Source organism: Acidithiobacillus sp. YTS05, from assembly GCF_024396695.1.
Classification (GTDB): Bacteria; Pseudomonadota; Gammaproteobacteria; order Acidithiobacillales; family Acidithiobacillaceae; genus Igneacidithiobacillus; species Igneacidithiobacillus copahuensis.
Window position 1 is genome coordinate 2557580 of the sequence record NZ_CP094359.1, and the last position, 14951, is coordinate 2572530.

General features: G+C 61.7%; 11 protein-coding genes and 1 tRNA gene. 4 read left to right on the top strand and 8 right to left on the bottom strand.

Annotation, left to right across the window (positions count from 1 at the left end):
* Positions 1 to 37: 37 nt before the first annotated feature.
* The gene (locus MQE22_RS12730; protein ID WP_215872201.1) at positions 38 to 586 is read left to right on the top strand and encodes an OmpA family protein; all 549 of its coding nucleotides are present in this window, start codon (positions 38 to 40) and stop codon (positions 584 to 586) included.
* 85 nt (positions 587 to 671) lie between these two features.
* Here MQE22_RS12730 and MQE22_RS12735 read toward each other — a convergent pair whose 3' ends face one another.
* Genes MQE22_RS12735 through MQE22_RS12765 form a run of 7 tightly spaced genes read right to left on the bottom strand, consistent with a single transcriptional unit; the run spans position 672 to position 9765 of the window.
* Complete coding sequence (locus MQE22_RS12735) at positions 672 to 3350, bottom strand: cation-translocating P-type ATPase (RefSeq protein ID WP_215872200.1); 2679 nt, start codon at positions 3348 to 3350, stop codon at positions 672 to 674.
* A 17-nt stretch (positions 3351 to 3367) separates the two neighbouring features.
* Positions 3368 to 4447 (bottom strand): lipopolysaccharide heptosyltransferase II, encoded by a 1080-nt coding sequence (waaF, locus tag MQE22_RS12740; RefSeq protein ID WP_255789778.1) that lies wholly within the window; start codon positions 4445 to 4447, stop codon positions 3368 to 3370.
* A complete protein-coding gene (locus tag MQE22_RS12745; RefSeq protein WP_215872199.1) occupies positions 4441 to 5211 on the bottom strand; it encodes an RMD1 family protein in 771 nt (256 codons plus the stop codon). The genes waaF and MQE22_RS12745 overlap by 7 nt, the downstream gene beginning before the upstream one ends.
* 6 nt (positions 5212 to 5217) lie before the next feature.
* Positions 5218 to 6600 (bottom strand): FAD-binding oxidoreductase, encoded by a 1383-nt coding sequence (locus tag MQE22_RS12750; RefSeq protein WP_215872198.1) that lies wholly within the window; start codon positions 6598 to 6600, stop codon positions 5218 to 5220.
* Complete coding sequence (gene rfaE2 / locus MQE22_RS12755; RefSeq protein WP_215872197.1) at positions 6597 to 7667, bottom strand: D-glycero-beta-D-manno-heptose 1-phosphate adenylyltransferase; 1071 nt, start codon at positions 7665 to 7667, stop codon at positions 6597 to 6599. Before rfaE2 ends, MQE22_RS12750 begins: the two co-directional genes overlap by 4 nt.
* Complete coding sequence (locus MQE22_RS12760; protein WP_215872196.1) at positions 7664 to 8029, bottom strand: YraN family protein; 366 nt, start codon at positions 8027 to 8029, stop codon at positions 7664 to 7666. The genes rfaE2 and MQE22_RS12760 overlap by 4 nt, the downstream gene beginning before the upstream one ends.
* 2 nt (positions 8030 to 8031) lie before the next feature.
* Positions 8032 to 9765, bottom strand: coding sequence for a penicillin-binding protein activator (locus tag MQE22_RS12765; RefSeq protein ID WP_215872195.1), 1734 nt, complete (start codon positions 9763 to 9765; stop codon positions 8032 to 8034).
* Between the two features lie 139 nt (positions 9766 to 9904).
* Here MQE22_RS12765 and rsmI point away from each other — a divergent pair, with 139 nt between their 5' ends.
* From rsmI to MQE22_RS12780, 3 genes are all read left to right on the top strand, one after another.
* The gene (gene rsmI / locus MQE22_RS12770; protein WP_226827300.1) at positions 9905 to 10771 is read left to right on the top strand and encodes a 16S rRNA (cytidine(1402)-2'-O)-methyltransferase; all 867 of its coding nucleotides are present in this window, start codon (positions 9905 to 9907) and stop codon (positions 10769 to 10771) included.
* Positions 10772 to 10786: 15 nt separating this feature from the next.
* Positions 10787 to 10862 (top strand) — tRNA-Phe (locus tag MQE22_RS12775).
* 211 nt (positions 10863 to 11073) lie between these two features.
* Positions 11074 to 12102 carry an integrase gene (locus tag MQE22_RS12780; RefSeq protein WP_215873651.1) on the top strand — a complete coding sequence of 343 codons (1029 nt, stop codon included), beginning with the start codon at positions 11074 to 11076 and terminating at the stop codon, positions 12100 to 12102.
* Positions 12103 to 12223: 121 nt separating this feature from the next.
* Here the strand turns inward: MQE22_RS12780 and MQE22_RS12785 are convergent, their stop codons facing one another.
* Positions 12224 to 14911 (bottom strand): TrlF family AAA-like ATPase, encoded by a 2688-nt coding sequence (locus tag MQE22_RS12785; RefSeq protein ID WP_226838457.1) that lies wholly within the window; start codon positions 14909 to 14911, stop codon positions 12224 to 12226.
* Positions 14912 to 14951 lie beyond the last annotated feature (40 nt).

Here is a 14951-nt window from a genome sequence, read left to right on the forward strand (position 1 = left end):
CGACCGTGGTCGCAGGGCTTACCGGGAGAAAAGAACCATGCGCATTACCCATACCCTGCTACTCGCTGCCGTCCTCGTTTCTGCCGCCGGCTGTGCCGAGGCCCCCTTCTCTGGCTGTCCGGCGAAGACGGCGCCGGTCGCCACCCCCGCACCGGCGCCCGCACCCACTCCTGCTCCGATGCCGGCCCCCATTGCGCCGGTGCAGAAAACAATTCTGGAGAGCAAGCCGATCACCATCACCGGCATCAACTTCAAACTCAACTCCTACAAATTGCTCAGCCATGACATCCAGGTTCTGGATGAAGTGGCCGCCTTTGCCGAAAAGCATCCGGATGCGGTTCTGAACGTCAATGGCTACTGCAGCAAGGTTGGCTCCTACGCCTACAACCTGAAACTCTCGCAGCAGCGTGCCGAGAGTGTGGCACAGTACCTGGAGCAGCATGGCGTGGCCCGCGATCGCATGGTGCTCAAGGGACACTCCTACGAGGACCCCATCGCCAGCAATACCACGCCGCAGGGTCGCTTCCAGAACCAACGCGTGGAGATCAATTCCACGATCAAGGTGGAAAAGACCGTTACCGAGTAATTCGCGCACCAGCGCAAACGATTTCAACCCTGCAGTGCTTCGGCATTGCTCCTCCTCTGCCTCGCCCCGCTTCGTCGGGGCTTTTTTATGCCACCTTGCGGAGCAGGCGCTTTTCCAGCTCCACCAGGAAAAACACCGCTACGGCAATGAGCAGGGCCAGGCCCCAGTGACGAGGTTGCAGTGGCACGGTCTGAAACACCCGCTGCAGGGGGGGCAAGTAGAGAAGGGCGAGCTGCAGCAGCAACAGCACTCCCAAGGCAATCCACGCGATGGGGTTGCTGAACAGTGTCGATCTCCGCCACGCCGAGCCCTGCAGGTGACGCACATTGAAAAGATATAGCGCTTGACTCAGCACCAGGGTGGTCACCGCCATGCTGCGTGCCAACTCTGCAGGCATTCCCGCGGACAGTTCCGCGTAAAAGGTGGCCATGGTAGCGCCGCCGATACTTACGGATACGAGGGCGACCCGGAGCAGAAAACGCCAATCGAGGAAACTCTCCGCCGGGTTACGCGGCGGACGCTCCATGATTGCGGGCTCCGCCGGCTCGAAGGCCAGCGCGAGGGCCAGGGTGACGGCGATGACCAGATTGACCCACAGGATTTGCAGCGGCGTGAGCGGCAGTTGCAGGCCGGCGATGATCGCTGCGAGCAGCACCAGACCCTGCGCACCATTGGTGGGCAGGATGAAGAGGATGGCCTTGCGCAGATTGTCATAAATCGCCCTACCCTCAGCGACCGCTCGGGCAATACTGGCAAAGTTGTCATCCACGAGCACGAGGTCGGCAGCCTCCTTGGCGGCTTCACTGCCGCGCGCCCCCATGGCGATACCAACATCAGCACGTTTCAGAGCCGGGGCGTCGTTGACCCCATCTCCAGTCATCGCCACCACCTGACCGCGCGTCTGCAATGCCTCGACCAGACGCAATTTATGTTCCGGGCTGGTGCGGGCGAAGACCTGCGTCCGCAGGGCTACCGCCGGGAGATCGTCGGGGGCGATGCGATCGAGCTCCGTGCCGGTAAGTACCTGTGACTCTCCACCTGCAACAAGGCCCATTTCCCGGGCAATGGCCAACGCGGTACCGGCATGATCGCCGGTGATCATCTTTACCTGGATGCCGGCGCGACGACAGTCGCTGATGGCAGTGATGGCCTCCGGACGAGGCGGATCAACAATGCCGACCAAGGCCAGCAGCGTGAAGTTCTGCCCCAGACTATCGAGATCCAGGCTTTCCTGTTGCTGTCCATCGACATCACGTCGCGCCAAGGCCAAAACCCGCAAGCCCTGACTGGCCAAGTATTGATTTTCCCGTTCCCAGAAAGGGATGTCGATGGGCAGCGAGCTGCCATCGGCATCCAGCATGCTCCCACAACGCGCCAGAACCCGGTCAGGGGCACCTTTCAGCAAGATCCGCCGCTGCCCATCGGGCCGCTCTGTCAGCACCGCCATGAGCTTGTGCGCCGATTCAAAGGGAATACTGGCCAGACGCCGATACCCCTCGCCGGGAAAACCGGCCTTGGCGCTCAGGGCACGCAGGGCACCCTCTGTTGGCTCACCAATGATCTGCCAATTTCCACCTTCTTGCCGTAGCTGCGTATCGTTGGCGACGCTGGCGACTTCCAGGGCAGCGAAACGCGCCTTGTCGCCCGCCTCTGCGCCGGCAAGCTCGCCCTGCGGCGCATATCCCGTACCGCTAGCCTCATACCAGGATGCGTGGGTGCGCAGCCCACGGGCAAACATCTCATTGCGGGTCAGCGTGCCCGTTTTATCGGTGCAGATGACAGTTACCGCACCCAAGGTCTCAATAGCGTGGAGATGGCGGGCGATGACCTGCCGGCGCGCCATGCGCTCCACGCCAATCGCCAGGGTGATGCTGAGGATGGCAGGCAAGCCCTCGGGGATGGCCGCCACGGCAAAACTGATGACCGCCAAAAAAACCTCAAAGGGGGGCAGCAGTTGTCGTGCCAGGCCGATACCCGCCATCACCGTACTGAGTACCAGCACCAGCAGCGCCAGGGTTTTGCTGAAGCGTTGCATCTGGCGGATCAACGGCGTCTGCAGGGTATTCGTCTCCTGCAACAGGCCCTGAATCTTGCCAAGCTCCGTCTGCGCGGCGATGGCCGTGACCACCGCCACGGCGCGTCCCGCCTGCACAAAGGTACCGGCGTACAGCATGCTGTGGCGATCACCAAGGGCAGCGTCGGCTTCTACCGGCACCGGCGATTTGTCGCTGGGCAACGATTCGCCGGTGAGCAGCGATTCATCGACGCGCAGCCCCTGGGCCGAGAGGATGCGCAGATCGGCGGGCACCCGGTCGCCGGAGCGCAGCTGCACGATATCGCCGGGGACGAGCTTCTCGGCGTCGACGTTCTGCCATTCCCCCGCCCGCCGCACCTTGGCCTGCAGGCGCAGGATCTTGCGGATCGCCGCCAGGGCGTTCTCGGCCTTACCCTCTTGCAGGGTACCGATCAGGGCGTTGATCAACAGCACCGCCAGGATCACGGCACTATCGAGCAGGTGCCCGAGGAGCAAAGTGACCACGAAGGCGGCAAGCAGGACATAGATGAGGGGATCGCGAAACTGTCGCAGAAAGCGCTGGGCCCAGTTTGGGGGAGCCTGGGTGGGGAGACGATTGGCACCATACTGTTGTCGCCGCGCCGCGATTTCCTCGTGGCCCAGTCCTTCGGAGCGGCTGGCCAGTTGTCTCAGTACGCTATCGGCAGCGACAGCATGCGGGGTTGCGGACAGGATCTCCGGCTCGTTCATCGCTCTTCAGGCTCCCTCTATGCGTTTTCCAATACCTTTGCCAGTACCTGACTGACCTCGATCTCCTCCATACAACGGTGATGCTTGAGCGGACAGACCCGCTTGCCGCAGGGACTGCAGGGTAGATCCCGACGCAATACCTGGGCATTTTCCGACAGTGGCGGCGTCATTGCCAGCGAAGTCGGGCCGTAGATGGCAATGACGCGACTGCCCACGGCACCAGCGACATGCATCAGGCCGGAGTCATTGCTGACGGTGATCGGCGCCAGAGAAAGCAGATCGATGGCCTGCAGCAGGGTGGTACGACCGCCCAGATCGATAGCCCCGGGTGCCTGGGCAGCGATTTCTTGGGTAATGGCGGCATCCTTGGGACTACCAAAGAGCCAGACCGCGTGACCACTTTGCAGGAGGGCCTGGGCCAGACGCGTCCAGTGACCGACCGGCCAGCGTTTGGCCGGCCCAAATTCGGCGCCCGGGGCCAGGGCAACCACGCGCGTCCCGGGATCAAGACCAAATTCCTGCCAGGCCAGGGATCGGGCCGCTGCGTCGATCTGCAAGCGCGGCGCGGGCAAGCTGTGCGGCTGCGGCAGACGTGGGGGCAGGCCGAGAGCGACGTACTGATCCACGGTACGTGGGAGTTTGCGGCGATTCAATCGATGGGGATCAGAAAGTAGCCACGCACGCATCTCGCGACGAAAACCACTGCGCACCGGAACCTTCATCCAATACGGAATCAACGCCGATTTGAAACTGTTGGGCAGGCAGATGGCCCAGTCGTAGTCGGTGGGCTGGAGCTCCCGGGCGAGGCCACGCCGCGCCTTGATTGCTAGCCTCCCATGCGGAATTTCCAGCGAGATCACCCGCCGCAGCTCGGCCATGCGCAACCCCACGGGCGCACTGGCCGGCGGTGCCAGAAGATCGATCTGCACCTGCGGCCAACGCCGGCGCATTACTTGAAACAGGACCTGTGCCATCACCATGTCCCCCACCCAGGATGGACCGATGACCAACACCTGCGCCGGATCGTTACTGCGCGCCAGGCGTGTCATGCGCTGTACCCGCGGCAAAAGCTCCGCGCCCTGCGCGTCGGCTACCACAGGTTTCCCAGCAGCATGACCACCAGTTCCACGGCAATCAGTACGATGATGATCCATTCCAGAATGGTCTCGCGCTCGTGGCGGCTGGCGACGACGATGACCTCCAGACCCTCGCGGATGGCGTCGAGTTTTTCGTCGAGGGCGCGAAAGCGGCTGGTGAGTTCGAGATCGGCAGACAGCTCCCGGGACAGGAGCTCAAGGCCCGGGGTTTCCCAGACGATATCCGGGTTGTCGAGTACCGCCAGCCGCGAGAGGATCTCGGTGCGGGTAGCCGAGGTCGACGCCAGAAAACGCAGGTATCCACCTCTACGCCCTGGCAAACGTCCGCTTCTGGTGACCTCGGAAAGCAGATTCAGGGTAGTTTCGAGGAGGCTTTCGACCGCCTCCTCATGGAGTTCCAAAGCCAGACTCTGGGCCAGACGCAGGGCCACCAGAAAGAGGCGCTCATCATCCATCTGGCGAAGCTGTACCGCTTCTTTGCCGACACCATCGCGATCACTCAGACGGAGCTGGAGTTCTTCCACGTTCACCTTACTGACCGCCGGAAACGCCGCCTGTACACCCGCCATGATCCGCGCTTGCAAGGCCGGCCCCGCTTCATAGAAGCAGATCACCCCCGAGCGAAACAAGACCACCCGGGTCTCGCCATCGCGCAGCATGCGGTGCGCTGGTCCCTCGAAGACGCGCTCCATGTCAAAGCATTCGCTCCAGGTCTTGAGCTGGATCTGGCGCACCGGTTGAATGGCATGGAGAAGGGGCTGCATGGGGGCTTAGTCGTCGGGAAACAGCTTGCCAGGGTTGAGGACGCCCAGGGGATCGAAGAGCCCTTTGATTTGCCGCTGCAGGTGCAGGCTGACGGGGTCCAGTTCGCGGCCCACGAAGGCGCGCTTGACGCTGCCGATGCCATGTTCTCCGGAAAGCGTACCGCCCAGCGCCAGCACGCTGCTGAACAGACGATCCAGACCCCGCTCGGCGCGTCGCATCTCGTCCGGGTTGGCGGGGTCGACGAGGAAATTGACGTGGAGATTGCCATTGCCGGCATGACCAAAGCTGACGATCCGCAAGCGTTCGGCGCTGGCGATGTCTTCGATCTCGGCCAGAAGATCACAAAGGCGCGGCACCGGCACCACCACATCTTCATTGATCTTGCGCGGGGCCATGGCCTTGGTCGCCGGAGACAGCGACTTGCGCGCCGCCCACAGGGCAGCAATGGCCGCCTCGTCCTGACCGTGTTCGATCTGCAGCAGCCCCGCCCCGGAGAGCGCGACAGCCATCAACTCCAACTGACGCGGGAGATCCGCCGCTTCACCATCCACCTCGACCATAAGCAGAGCGCGACTGCTGTCGGGCAGGCTGTTCGCGGCGCCCATGCCGCGCACCGCCGCCAGGGCGTGGGCGTCCATGAACTCCACCGCGCTGGGCAGAAAACCCTGCTGCATGACCCGATTCACCGCGGCACAGGCATCTTTGCTCTGCGCATAGGCGGCGCGCAACAAGGCTCGCGCGGCAGGACGCGGTGCCAGCCGCAGCGTCGCCTCGGTAATCAGGGCCAGGGTACCTTCACTGCCCACCAACAGCCGGGTGAGATCATAGCCCACCACGCCCTTGCTGGTGCGCACGCCGGTTTCCAGGGTTTCGCCACGCCCGGTCACGGCCCGCAGGCCCAGAACATAGTCTCGGGTCACACCGTATTTGACGGCATGCGGCCCCCCGGCATTCATCGCCAGATTGCCGCCGATGCGGCAGTAGGGACTGCTACCGGGATCCGGGAGATACGCCAGTCCATCGCGGCTGGCGATGCGATCGATCTCGCCGGTGATGCAGCCGCTTTGCACGCGGATGAGGCGTTCCTGCGGGGCATATTCCAGCACCTGCGTCATGCACTCGAATGAGAGCACCGCCCCGCCCTCCACCGGCAAGGCGCCGCCGACGTTGCCGGAGCCCGCCCCGCGCGCCGTTAGAGGAATGCGATGACGCCCTGCCAGACGGACGATGGCCTGTACCTCTTCATGGCTGTGGGGGAAGAGCACGATGGCGGGCAGCCGTGCCTCGGGGGTATCATCACGGCTATACAGCTCGCGCGTGTACTGATCATCGCGGGCACGCTCGGCACCCAGGCTGGCCTTGAATCCGGCAATGGCCCCCTGGCTCATGACCGGGTGTCCCGAATTTTCTGCAACAGGCCGGTGGTACTGCGCTGATGACGAAAGGAAATGCTCAACACCCGGCCGCCCCAGCCCTGTACCTCGGTCGCGCCAACAATTTTTTCGACGGGCCAGTCGCCCCCCTTGACCAGGATTTCGGGCCGCAGCCTTTGAATCAGTCGCAGAGGGGTGTCATCATCGAAAGCCGTGACATAGTCCACCGCGGCCAGGCCGGCAAGGACCCCTTGGCGATCGGCGAGGGGATTGATCGGGCGATCGGCACCCTTGCCCAGGCGCCGCACTGAAGCATCACTGTTCACCGCCAGCACCAGAGTAGCGCCTTCGGCTTTCGCCTCCGCGAGGTACTGCACATGGCCACGGTGGAGAATGTCGAAAACGCCGTTGGTGAACACCAGCGGACGCTGGCCCTGTATCCGCACCGCCAGCTCGCCCCAATCGTTGATGATTTTATCGTCCAGGGTTTGCGGCTGTTCCAACTCCGCCGCGTGGGCATCGACGGCAGCACAGAGGCTATGAATCAGCAGCAGGTGGACTTCCTGAATACGGGCCGTGCGTTCATGGGGTACGCGCAACTCGATATCTCCGGGACGCAGCTCCCGCGCCAGGGCGCCGCCGTCCCGGCCGGTAAAGGCAAGCACCCACAGACCCCGAGCCTGCGCCGCACGCACCGCAGCGAGAATGTTGGCGGAATTGCCGGAGGTGCTGAATACGAGCAGGCCATCTCCGGCGTTGCCCAAGGCCGCCACCTGGCGAGCGAAAACCTGCTCGTAGTCGAGATCATTGGCAATGGAGGTCAACACCGCCCCGTCGGTACTGAGGGCGATAGCCGGCAAGGGTCGGCGCCAACCCTCGAAGCGATTGACCAGTTCCGAGGCAATATGGGCGGCATCTCCGGCGGAGCCGCCATTGCCACAGCTCAAGAGCTTGCCGCCGCGCCGCAGGCTGCGCAGGATGCTCTCCTCTGCGTGCCGACAGGGCCCTGCCAGCTCCTCCAGCGCACGCAAAAGGGTGCGATGCTCAGCCAGTTGCACTGGCCAAAATAGCGAATCATTCATGGGCTGGGCACCTGAAAGGCATCACGAATCCACTCGCCCTCTTCCTCGCCATCAAAGCTCACGACATCGAAGCGACAGGGCCAGGACTGATATTGGACATGGCGCAACAGAAAAAATTGGGCGGCGCGGATGATCCGTTGTTGTTTGCGCGGTCCGATGCTGGCGGCAGCGTTCCCCTGGCGGTCGTGGCTGCGGCTGCGGACCTCGATAAAGACGAGACTGTCCCGGTCCTGGGCAATGAGGTCGATCTCGCCAAGGCGGCAGCGAAAGTTGCGCTCCAGCACGCGCATTCCTCGTTCACGCAACAGCCCCTGCGCGCGATCTTCATGCCACTGGCCAATGCGCTGCGTGGGAGAAGGCATCGTCAGGGCCTCGGCAACTGCGGCAAGACCTGCAGGGTACCATTCTGCCAGGTTACCCATTGCAGATGGCGTTGGCCGTGTCGCACCGGATCTGCGGCAATCCCCATCAACTGCCTGTTCTCCTGCTGGGCCGATGCCGTCGAGCCAAGGATCTTCGCCAGCAAGCCATAGGCCTCCACCCCGAGCCCCGCCATACGCCACTGTTGCGCCGTTGCCTGCGGCAGACTCTGCTTGACTGCTTCGGCGGCAGGACCATTGGCCATCTGCGGGTCGAACACCCAGGGCATGCCCAGGGCATAGATCTTGGCGCCACTCAGTCCGCCAGAATTCTCACTGGTAAAAGTGGGAATGCCCGCCAAAAGGATCGGACCGGAACTCTGCGCGCGGATATCGCCAACGATCGTCGCTAGATTTTGCTCTGGCGCGACTAGGAAAAAGAAAGCCCTTTGTCCACTGACAGAGCCCAACGCCTCCCGCACAGCGCCTGCAGTATCGCCATTTCCCACTCGGTAGTGGGCGACGCCCGCAACGTCGCCACCAAGCCGCTTCCAGTTTTCCAGAAAGGCCGCCTGCATGGCGGCCCCCTGGGCATCCAAAGGATACAGTACCGCGGCCTGGCGATAGCCGGCCTGAAACGCATCTTCCGCGACGCGTCGGGCAACCACCTGCAAACTGATGTCAAAGTCGTAGATGCCTTTGCCAGGATCGCTGGCGACGTCGCCAAGCAGCAGGATGGGCGGATCCTGCGGGTGGCGCGCACCGAGCACGGCATTGATATCCTGTGGCAAAGCGGGACCGACAAAAGCCGCGCAGCCGGCCTGAACCCCCGCAGCATACTGGGTAGCATTCAGTGCCGGGTCGCTGCTGTCACTTAGTTCGTGAATGGCTGACCCCGAGGCCTGCCGCGCCGCCACTTGCAGACCCGCCGTGAAGGCCAGGGTATCGTCGGCAAAGCGGCCCGTGGTGGGAAGCAGGGTGCAAATCGCACCCTTGGCTCCACTCGCTGGGGTTGCCGCTGCATGTTCGTAATGAATGTTGGGATGACCCGGGTGCGCCTGCAGCCAAGCGGCAAACGCTGCCGCACGGCTCGCGGGGTCGACATGTTCCCGAGCGATCAAGGCAAAGGCCAGCCATTCCTGTACGATCGGATCGCCGCTGCGCCCCTGCCAGTTTTTCAGTTTTGCCGAGCTTTGCGCATCCAATAGCGAATGAATATGCTGCCGGTTTTCCGCCTTGGCGGCACCAGAGAGAAGTGCATCCCGCTTCACCAGAAAATCGAGGGCCGTGAGATCGTGGTTTTCGCGCTGATAGATATCCGCCAGCTCTTTCATCGCGATGGCCCGTTGCTCGGGAGAGACAGCACTGATGCTGAGGAGCTCGGCAAGGGCGCCGCGCGCCAGCTTGTCCTGCCCATCGCGCTGATAAGCCTGTGCCTGAATCCACAGTGCCTTGGCACGTTGGGACGGATCCTGACTCAGGCGCAGCACCTCGGCACTGAGCAGACTCGCCACCTGCGCGCGATTGCCATCCAAAGAAGCCTGCGCTGCCTTGAGCAGGTACTCGAGTTGTTTATCGGCCCCGCTCGCGGCAGCGGCCTGGATGTACTCCTTGGCAGCCGCAAGGTCCTTTCCTTCCGCCAGCAGGCGGTCAGCCTCTTGTGCCTGACTGATTTCCGTTGCCGCCGGCGTCACCGCCACCGGCGCGGGAGTGGGGGTTGGCGACGGTGAATGTGGCATACTGGCGCAAGCGCTCAACAACACGGTGAGAAGCGCCGTGCTTCCGAGGCGCCACGATGCGGGCGCGAAGAGTCTGGAGAGCTGCTGCATGGGGCAAAGTGTAGGGAGAAGACCGCAGGTGCGCAATGAGAGGATGGAGATGTCAATTGGACGAGAAAACTATCCCGGCCGCTTGGCAATCGTCGGTACGCCCATCGGCAATCTGGAGGATCTCTCACCCCGGGCACGGCGAGTGCTCAGCGAGGCCGACCGGATCCTCGTCGAGGACCGCCGCCATGCCCAGCGCCTTTTTCAAAGCATCGGTATCCAGCCGCGCACCGAACCGCTCCACGAGCACAACGAGCGCAGCCAGATCCCCCGCATCCTCGGCTACCTGCAGGCCGGCGAGCGCCTTGCCTTGATTTCGGATGCCGGCATGCCGCTGATCTCCGACCCCGGCTACCCGCTGGTCCGCGAACTGCGCCGTGCCGGAGTTGCGATCACCGTCGTCCCCGGCCCCTCTGCGGCCCTGGCCGCCCTGGCCCTGGCCGGCCTGCCTACGGACCGCTTCTGCTTTGAGGGCTTTTTGCCAGCCAAAAGCGCGGCACGGCAGCAGCGCCTGCGCGAACTCGAGGCGGAAACTCGCAGCATGATCTTCTACGAAGCACCACACCGCATTTTGGCGACCCTGGAGGACATGATTGCGCTGCTGTCTGGCGCTCGCGGCGCCATTTTGGCCCGTGAAATCACCAAGTTGCACGAAGAAGCCATAGGCGAGAGCCTGGCAGCAATCCATGCCTCCCTGACTGCCTCCCCGGAGCGCCAACGCGGCGAGATGTGCCTGGTGCTCGCTGGCGCGCCAGAACGCGAAAGCGGCGAGGCAGACCTCGATCGCCTGCTCCGCCCATTGTTGCAGGAACTCCCCCTGGCGCAAGCCGTGCGACTTGCCGAGGCCCAAAGCGGCGCCCCCCACCGGCGCCTCTATCAGCGCGCCCTTGCCTTGACTTCCGCAGCGGAGTCGGATTAAATCGCGACTCTCACAGCCCAGGTAGCTCAGTCGGTAGAGCAGAGGACTGAAAATCCTCGTGTCGGTGGTTCGATTCCGCCCCTGGGCACCATATAAAACAATATGTTGCTCAATATATTTGGGCAAGAAAACCACCAATTGGCACAGAGTTGGCACAGTAACTGCTCGCCCGACAGGCGGATAAAAAATCCTCTGCTCCTGCCGAAAGCCCAATAGATACAGTCTTCACAGCCTATTGATTTTGGCACGCTAGCCGAATACCTTGTCTGACATAAACGGGACAGGGCGGGAGGCGAGTGAGCATGGCAAGCATCAATCGTCGCGGCAAGTATTGGCGGGTGCAGATCCGCAGGCAGGGTTATCCTTACCTCTCGGCTACCTTCGACACCAAAGCCGAGGCCACGGCCTGGGCGTTCAAAAAGGAAGCGGAACTCGACCGGCAGACCCCCGCAGAGGTTTGTCAGCGCCTGGAGGCTCGGCAATACCGCCTTGCCGACGCGCTGTTGCGCTATGAGATGGACGTTCTCCCGGACAAGAAACCCACCACCCAGAAACGGGAATTGGGCATCATGGCCGATCTCAAGGGCACGTTCGGGGATCTGGCTTTGGCGGAGATCAGCGGCCAGCGGCTGGCCCTGATGGTGAAGCACTGGGAGCGGCCCAGCGAAGCGCACCCCAAGGGATTGGGTCCGCACTCCATCCGGCTATACCTGGCTCTGATCTCGCATCTCTACACCATTGCCCGGTCGGAATGGGGTATGGCCGATCTCATCAATCCGGTGCCCCTGGTGCGCAAGCCCAAACTCCCCCGGGGACGGGACCGAAGGCTTGTCGGCGATGAAGAAGAGCGGTTGTTGGCGGTGTGTGAAGGAACGAATCCTGAACTCGCGGATATCGTGCGCTTTGCCATCGAGACTGCCATGCGCCAGTCCGAAATCATGGGCCTGACCTGGGATCGGTTGGATTTCCGCAATCACACAGTTTTTCTGCAAGATACGAAGAACGGGGAGACCCGTCTGGTACCGCTGTCCATCGCTGCGGAAGAGTGTCTCAAGCGGCAGCGGGAGCGGCGCGGTACGGATCCCAAGGGCAGGGTCTGGAGCTATACCACCGACGGCATGCGGGCCAGCTACTTCAAGGTGCTCAAGAAAGCTGGCGTCGAGGGTCTGACCTTTCACGACCTGCGCCATGAGGCCACCAGCCGCCTCTGCGAGCGCGGCTTGCCGATCATGACGGTACAGGCTATAACCGGTCATAAGTCCACGCAGATGCTGAAGCGGTACACGCATATCTCGCCAAGGGCTCTGGTAGCGGCGGTGCGGGGCGTGTAGCTACGCTTGGCCGGACAATTAATGGCGCGGTTCCATCAGCACCTTGTATTGTTCTACGGCGGCACTCTTACCGCTCGCCGACCTGGAAGCTATTCTAGGTTATTGTACGAGCTTCTCGCTATTAGAAGCCATACTTTTGGCGGCGCATCTCAAAAGCGGCTTTACCGCCCTCAAGAATTTCCTCGACCATTTCGCGCACGGGCTCCATATCAATCGAGCCCATATGCTGTTTGTTGATGCGCCCTTGAACAGTCTCATTCTGAACGCCCGTCGAAAGGCCGATAATCAGCTCAGCGTCACCAAGGACTGGGATATTGGCATTGTGTGTCGAGAAGACAAACTGTCGTTTACGCTTTTCACCCTTCATCGTCGGCACGACGCCTTCCGTGATGAAGCGATTGTCGAGATCGTCCTCAGGCTGATCTACGACGAGAGGGGCTTTCGACTCCAGCAGCAGCAGCAAGAGAACCGCCGTTGCCTTTTGGCCGGTCGAGAGGGCTTCGATCGTTTGCCACGCTTCTTGCTCGTCTTCTGCCGATGTATTCAGTTCGATCTTGGTGGTCGCGGGCAACTCCAACTCTTCCAGCCTCATGAAGATATCAGGCCCAGCCTGGGCCAGCCGCTCGGCGGCTGCGGGCGGGAGACTGTAATTACTGACGAGCGAATCTTTACCCTCACGGCAGCGTTGAGCGAAGTCCAGCAGCGACAGGGTGTCGCGGCTTTTCAAACGCTCCAGCAGCGCCGCAAGGTTGCCGCCAATTTCATCACGCAAGAGCTTTTCCAATGGCTCACGATTGCCCCCCATCGTGACCATGGCCCGCACCCGACCAGCCAGTTTTTTGGAGACGCGCTTGGCTGCCTTCTCTAAGGCACGGTACTCGGCGGATTGAAGATTGAACCACTCATCAAGCAAGTTGCGCCGATTCTGCAGGTATGCAGCCAAGTCACGAGTGAGGATTTCTTTTTTCTCCCGAAGTGGCCTCAATTCCTCGATCTGTCGGCGCAGGCGGATGAACTCCTCGCCGTCAATCTTGGATTTCTGAAGTTCGCGCAAGAGGGCCTGATAGGTGGTTTCTACTGCTTGCCTGCGTTCGTCCCAACGGCCGCGCAAGGCCGACAGGCCAGCATCGGACACGGAAAGTGTCTGCTCAATCTGGCCGGCGATTGCTTGAAGTTGCGCAGTTACTTGATCGAGAATGGCTGCACCCTCGATCAGCATCGCGCTGTTCGGGAGACCTTCCAACGCCTTGGCGGATAGGAAAGCAGTATCGATCGGCAGGAGCCCGGCCAGCTCCTGGCGCAACGTCGAAACTGGAGCCAGCCTTTCCTTGATGGTCGCCAAAATTTGTTCTTCCCGCACCAGGAGGCTCTTCTCTTTCAGGCGTTCCTCCAGACCTGCATCCTGAAATCGCTTCTGCGTTTCTTCCAGGCTCGGCAAAAGGCTAAGGCGCTCCTCGATCAGCTTGATTTCTCGTTGCACATCAGCGATCCGGCCGCGCGAGCGCTCCAACTCAAGGCGCAATTTTGCCTTCTGGGCACCGGCATTCGGATCACGTTCGACGAACCGCTCCAGCAGGAGCGTCAACTTCTCGCGACTCTTGGTTAGTTCAGAGATTTCGTGTTGGCCAAATATCTCGACGCCCGGCGCTACGTCAAGGGGCGCCAGAGTTAGAACGTTACCGAGCTCGTCCTTGACAACAGGCGGGTTGGGTATCGTCCGCTCGATCGTGTAATCATGCTTGGCGGGATGGTGTGACCGCACGAGCAGCGAAATCTTGGTGCCACTCTTTAGGACGCATTTCAGAACGCCCTGGTGGGCCTTGTTTGCCTCTTCTCCAATGGGATCGATCGCAAGGGAGTAGCGAAGGCTCTCGATGATGGTCGATTTCCCGGTCCCCCGGCCCCCCACCAGCACATTCAGGTTGCCGTTGAAGTGCAATCGCGTTCCGTCAAGGAAGCCGCCTTCCCAGGCCATGGCGATGAACTCGGCATGGGGCTCTGGATGCGGATCGCTATGCAGGCGTATCCGAGACTCTGGATCGAGAAACGCTTGGCGTAGGCCTTCTACCGACAGTGCCGACATTTTGATGCAGCAGCTTGACCGTGGCTCAGCTAAATCCTCTGGACTGTTCACATCGGACGCATTGATGACGGCAACACGCCGTTCCCGCTTATGCGCAGCGTCTTTATTCTCCAGGATTGCGCGCACATTTTGTGGAGCGTCGCCAATCGGCCCCGGCAGTGCGCAAGCGTACAGATCACTGGACCTCCACGCATTCATGCGCGGCTGCCCCTCAAGTGTCGTCAATAAGCCGTTATCGGCGGCAACGTGAGCAGCGATCGGGATGCCGCCCTGGTCGTGAACACATTTCAGCAGCTCAAGACAATTCTTGTCGCCGAGTGGGGAGAGCGCTGCGTGATCGCGCACCCCAAATTCGCCGATGAAACGTTCCAGGCTGTTGTCTTTGTCAGGATCATAGAGGCACAGGAAATGGACACCGTCACTGGACGCCGCCTCGAAGCCACCGAAGACGAAAATATCCGCAGCACGAGCAGCCTTTATCAAACCCCATGAGTCACTGACCCGATAGTGATCGGTAACCGCGATGGCCTCGATGCTGTTGGCATGACAAGCCGCGATGATCGCGGCGTTGTAATCCGCCTCGTTTTGAAAAGCGGACTGCTTTGCATGGCGGCCGTGATAAGCGAACGGATTAACCTGAAGAGCGCACCGGTAGAACCGCGCGCCATTCGGCTGTTTCAACGCCTCGTTGAGCGCCTGGGATCGTGTCATGTTGTTTTGCGTCATCCCTGTCTCCTGTCCGTCATTCATCTATTTTCACTCCGGG

What these genes read in the sequence shown, in the direction of transcription:
- MQE22_RS12730 (WP_215872201.1), top strand. Translation starts at nt 38, where the DNA reads ATGCGCATTACCCATACCCTGCTACTCGCTGCCGTCCTCGTTTCTGCC.
- MQE22_RS12735 (WP_215872200.1), bottom strand. Translation starts at nt 3,350, where the DNA reads ATGAACGAGCCGGAGATCCTGTCCGCAACCCCGCATGCTGTCGCTGCC.
- MQE22_RS12745 (WP_215872199.1), bottom strand. Translation starts at nt 5,211, where the DNA reads ATGCAGCCCCTTCTCCATGCCATTCAACCGGTGCGCCAGATCCAGCTC.
- MQE22_RS12750 (WP_215872198.1), bottom strand. Translation starts at nt 6,600, where the DNA reads ATGAGCCAGGGGGCCATTGCCGGATTCAAGGCCAGCCTGGGTGCCGAG.
- rfaE2 (WP_215872197.1), bottom strand. Translation starts at nt 7,667, where the DNA reads ATGAATGATTCGCTATTTTGGCCAGTGCAACTGGCTGAGCATCGCACC.
- MQE22_RS12760 (WP_215872196.1), bottom strand. Translation starts at nt 8,029, where the DNA reads ATGCCTTCTCCCACGCAGCGCATTGGCCAGTGGCATGAAGATCGCGCG.
- MQE22_RS12765 (WP_215872195.1), bottom strand. Translation starts at nt 9,765, where the DNA reads ATGCCACATTCACCGTCGCCAACCCCCACTCCCGCGCCGGTGGCGGTG.
- rsmI (WP_226827300.1), top strand. Translation starts at nt 9,905, where the DNA reads ATGTCAATTGGACGAGAAAACTATCCCGGCCGCTTGGCAATCGTCGGT.
- MQE22_RS12780 (WP_215873651.1), top strand. Translation starts at nt 11,074, where the DNA reads ATGGCAAGCATCAATCGTCGCGGCAAGTATTGGCGGGTGCAGATCCGC.
- MQE22_RS12785 (WP_226838457.1), bottom strand. Translation starts at nt 14,911, where the DNA reads ATGACGCAAAACAACATGACACGATCCCAGGCGCTCAACGAGGCGTTG.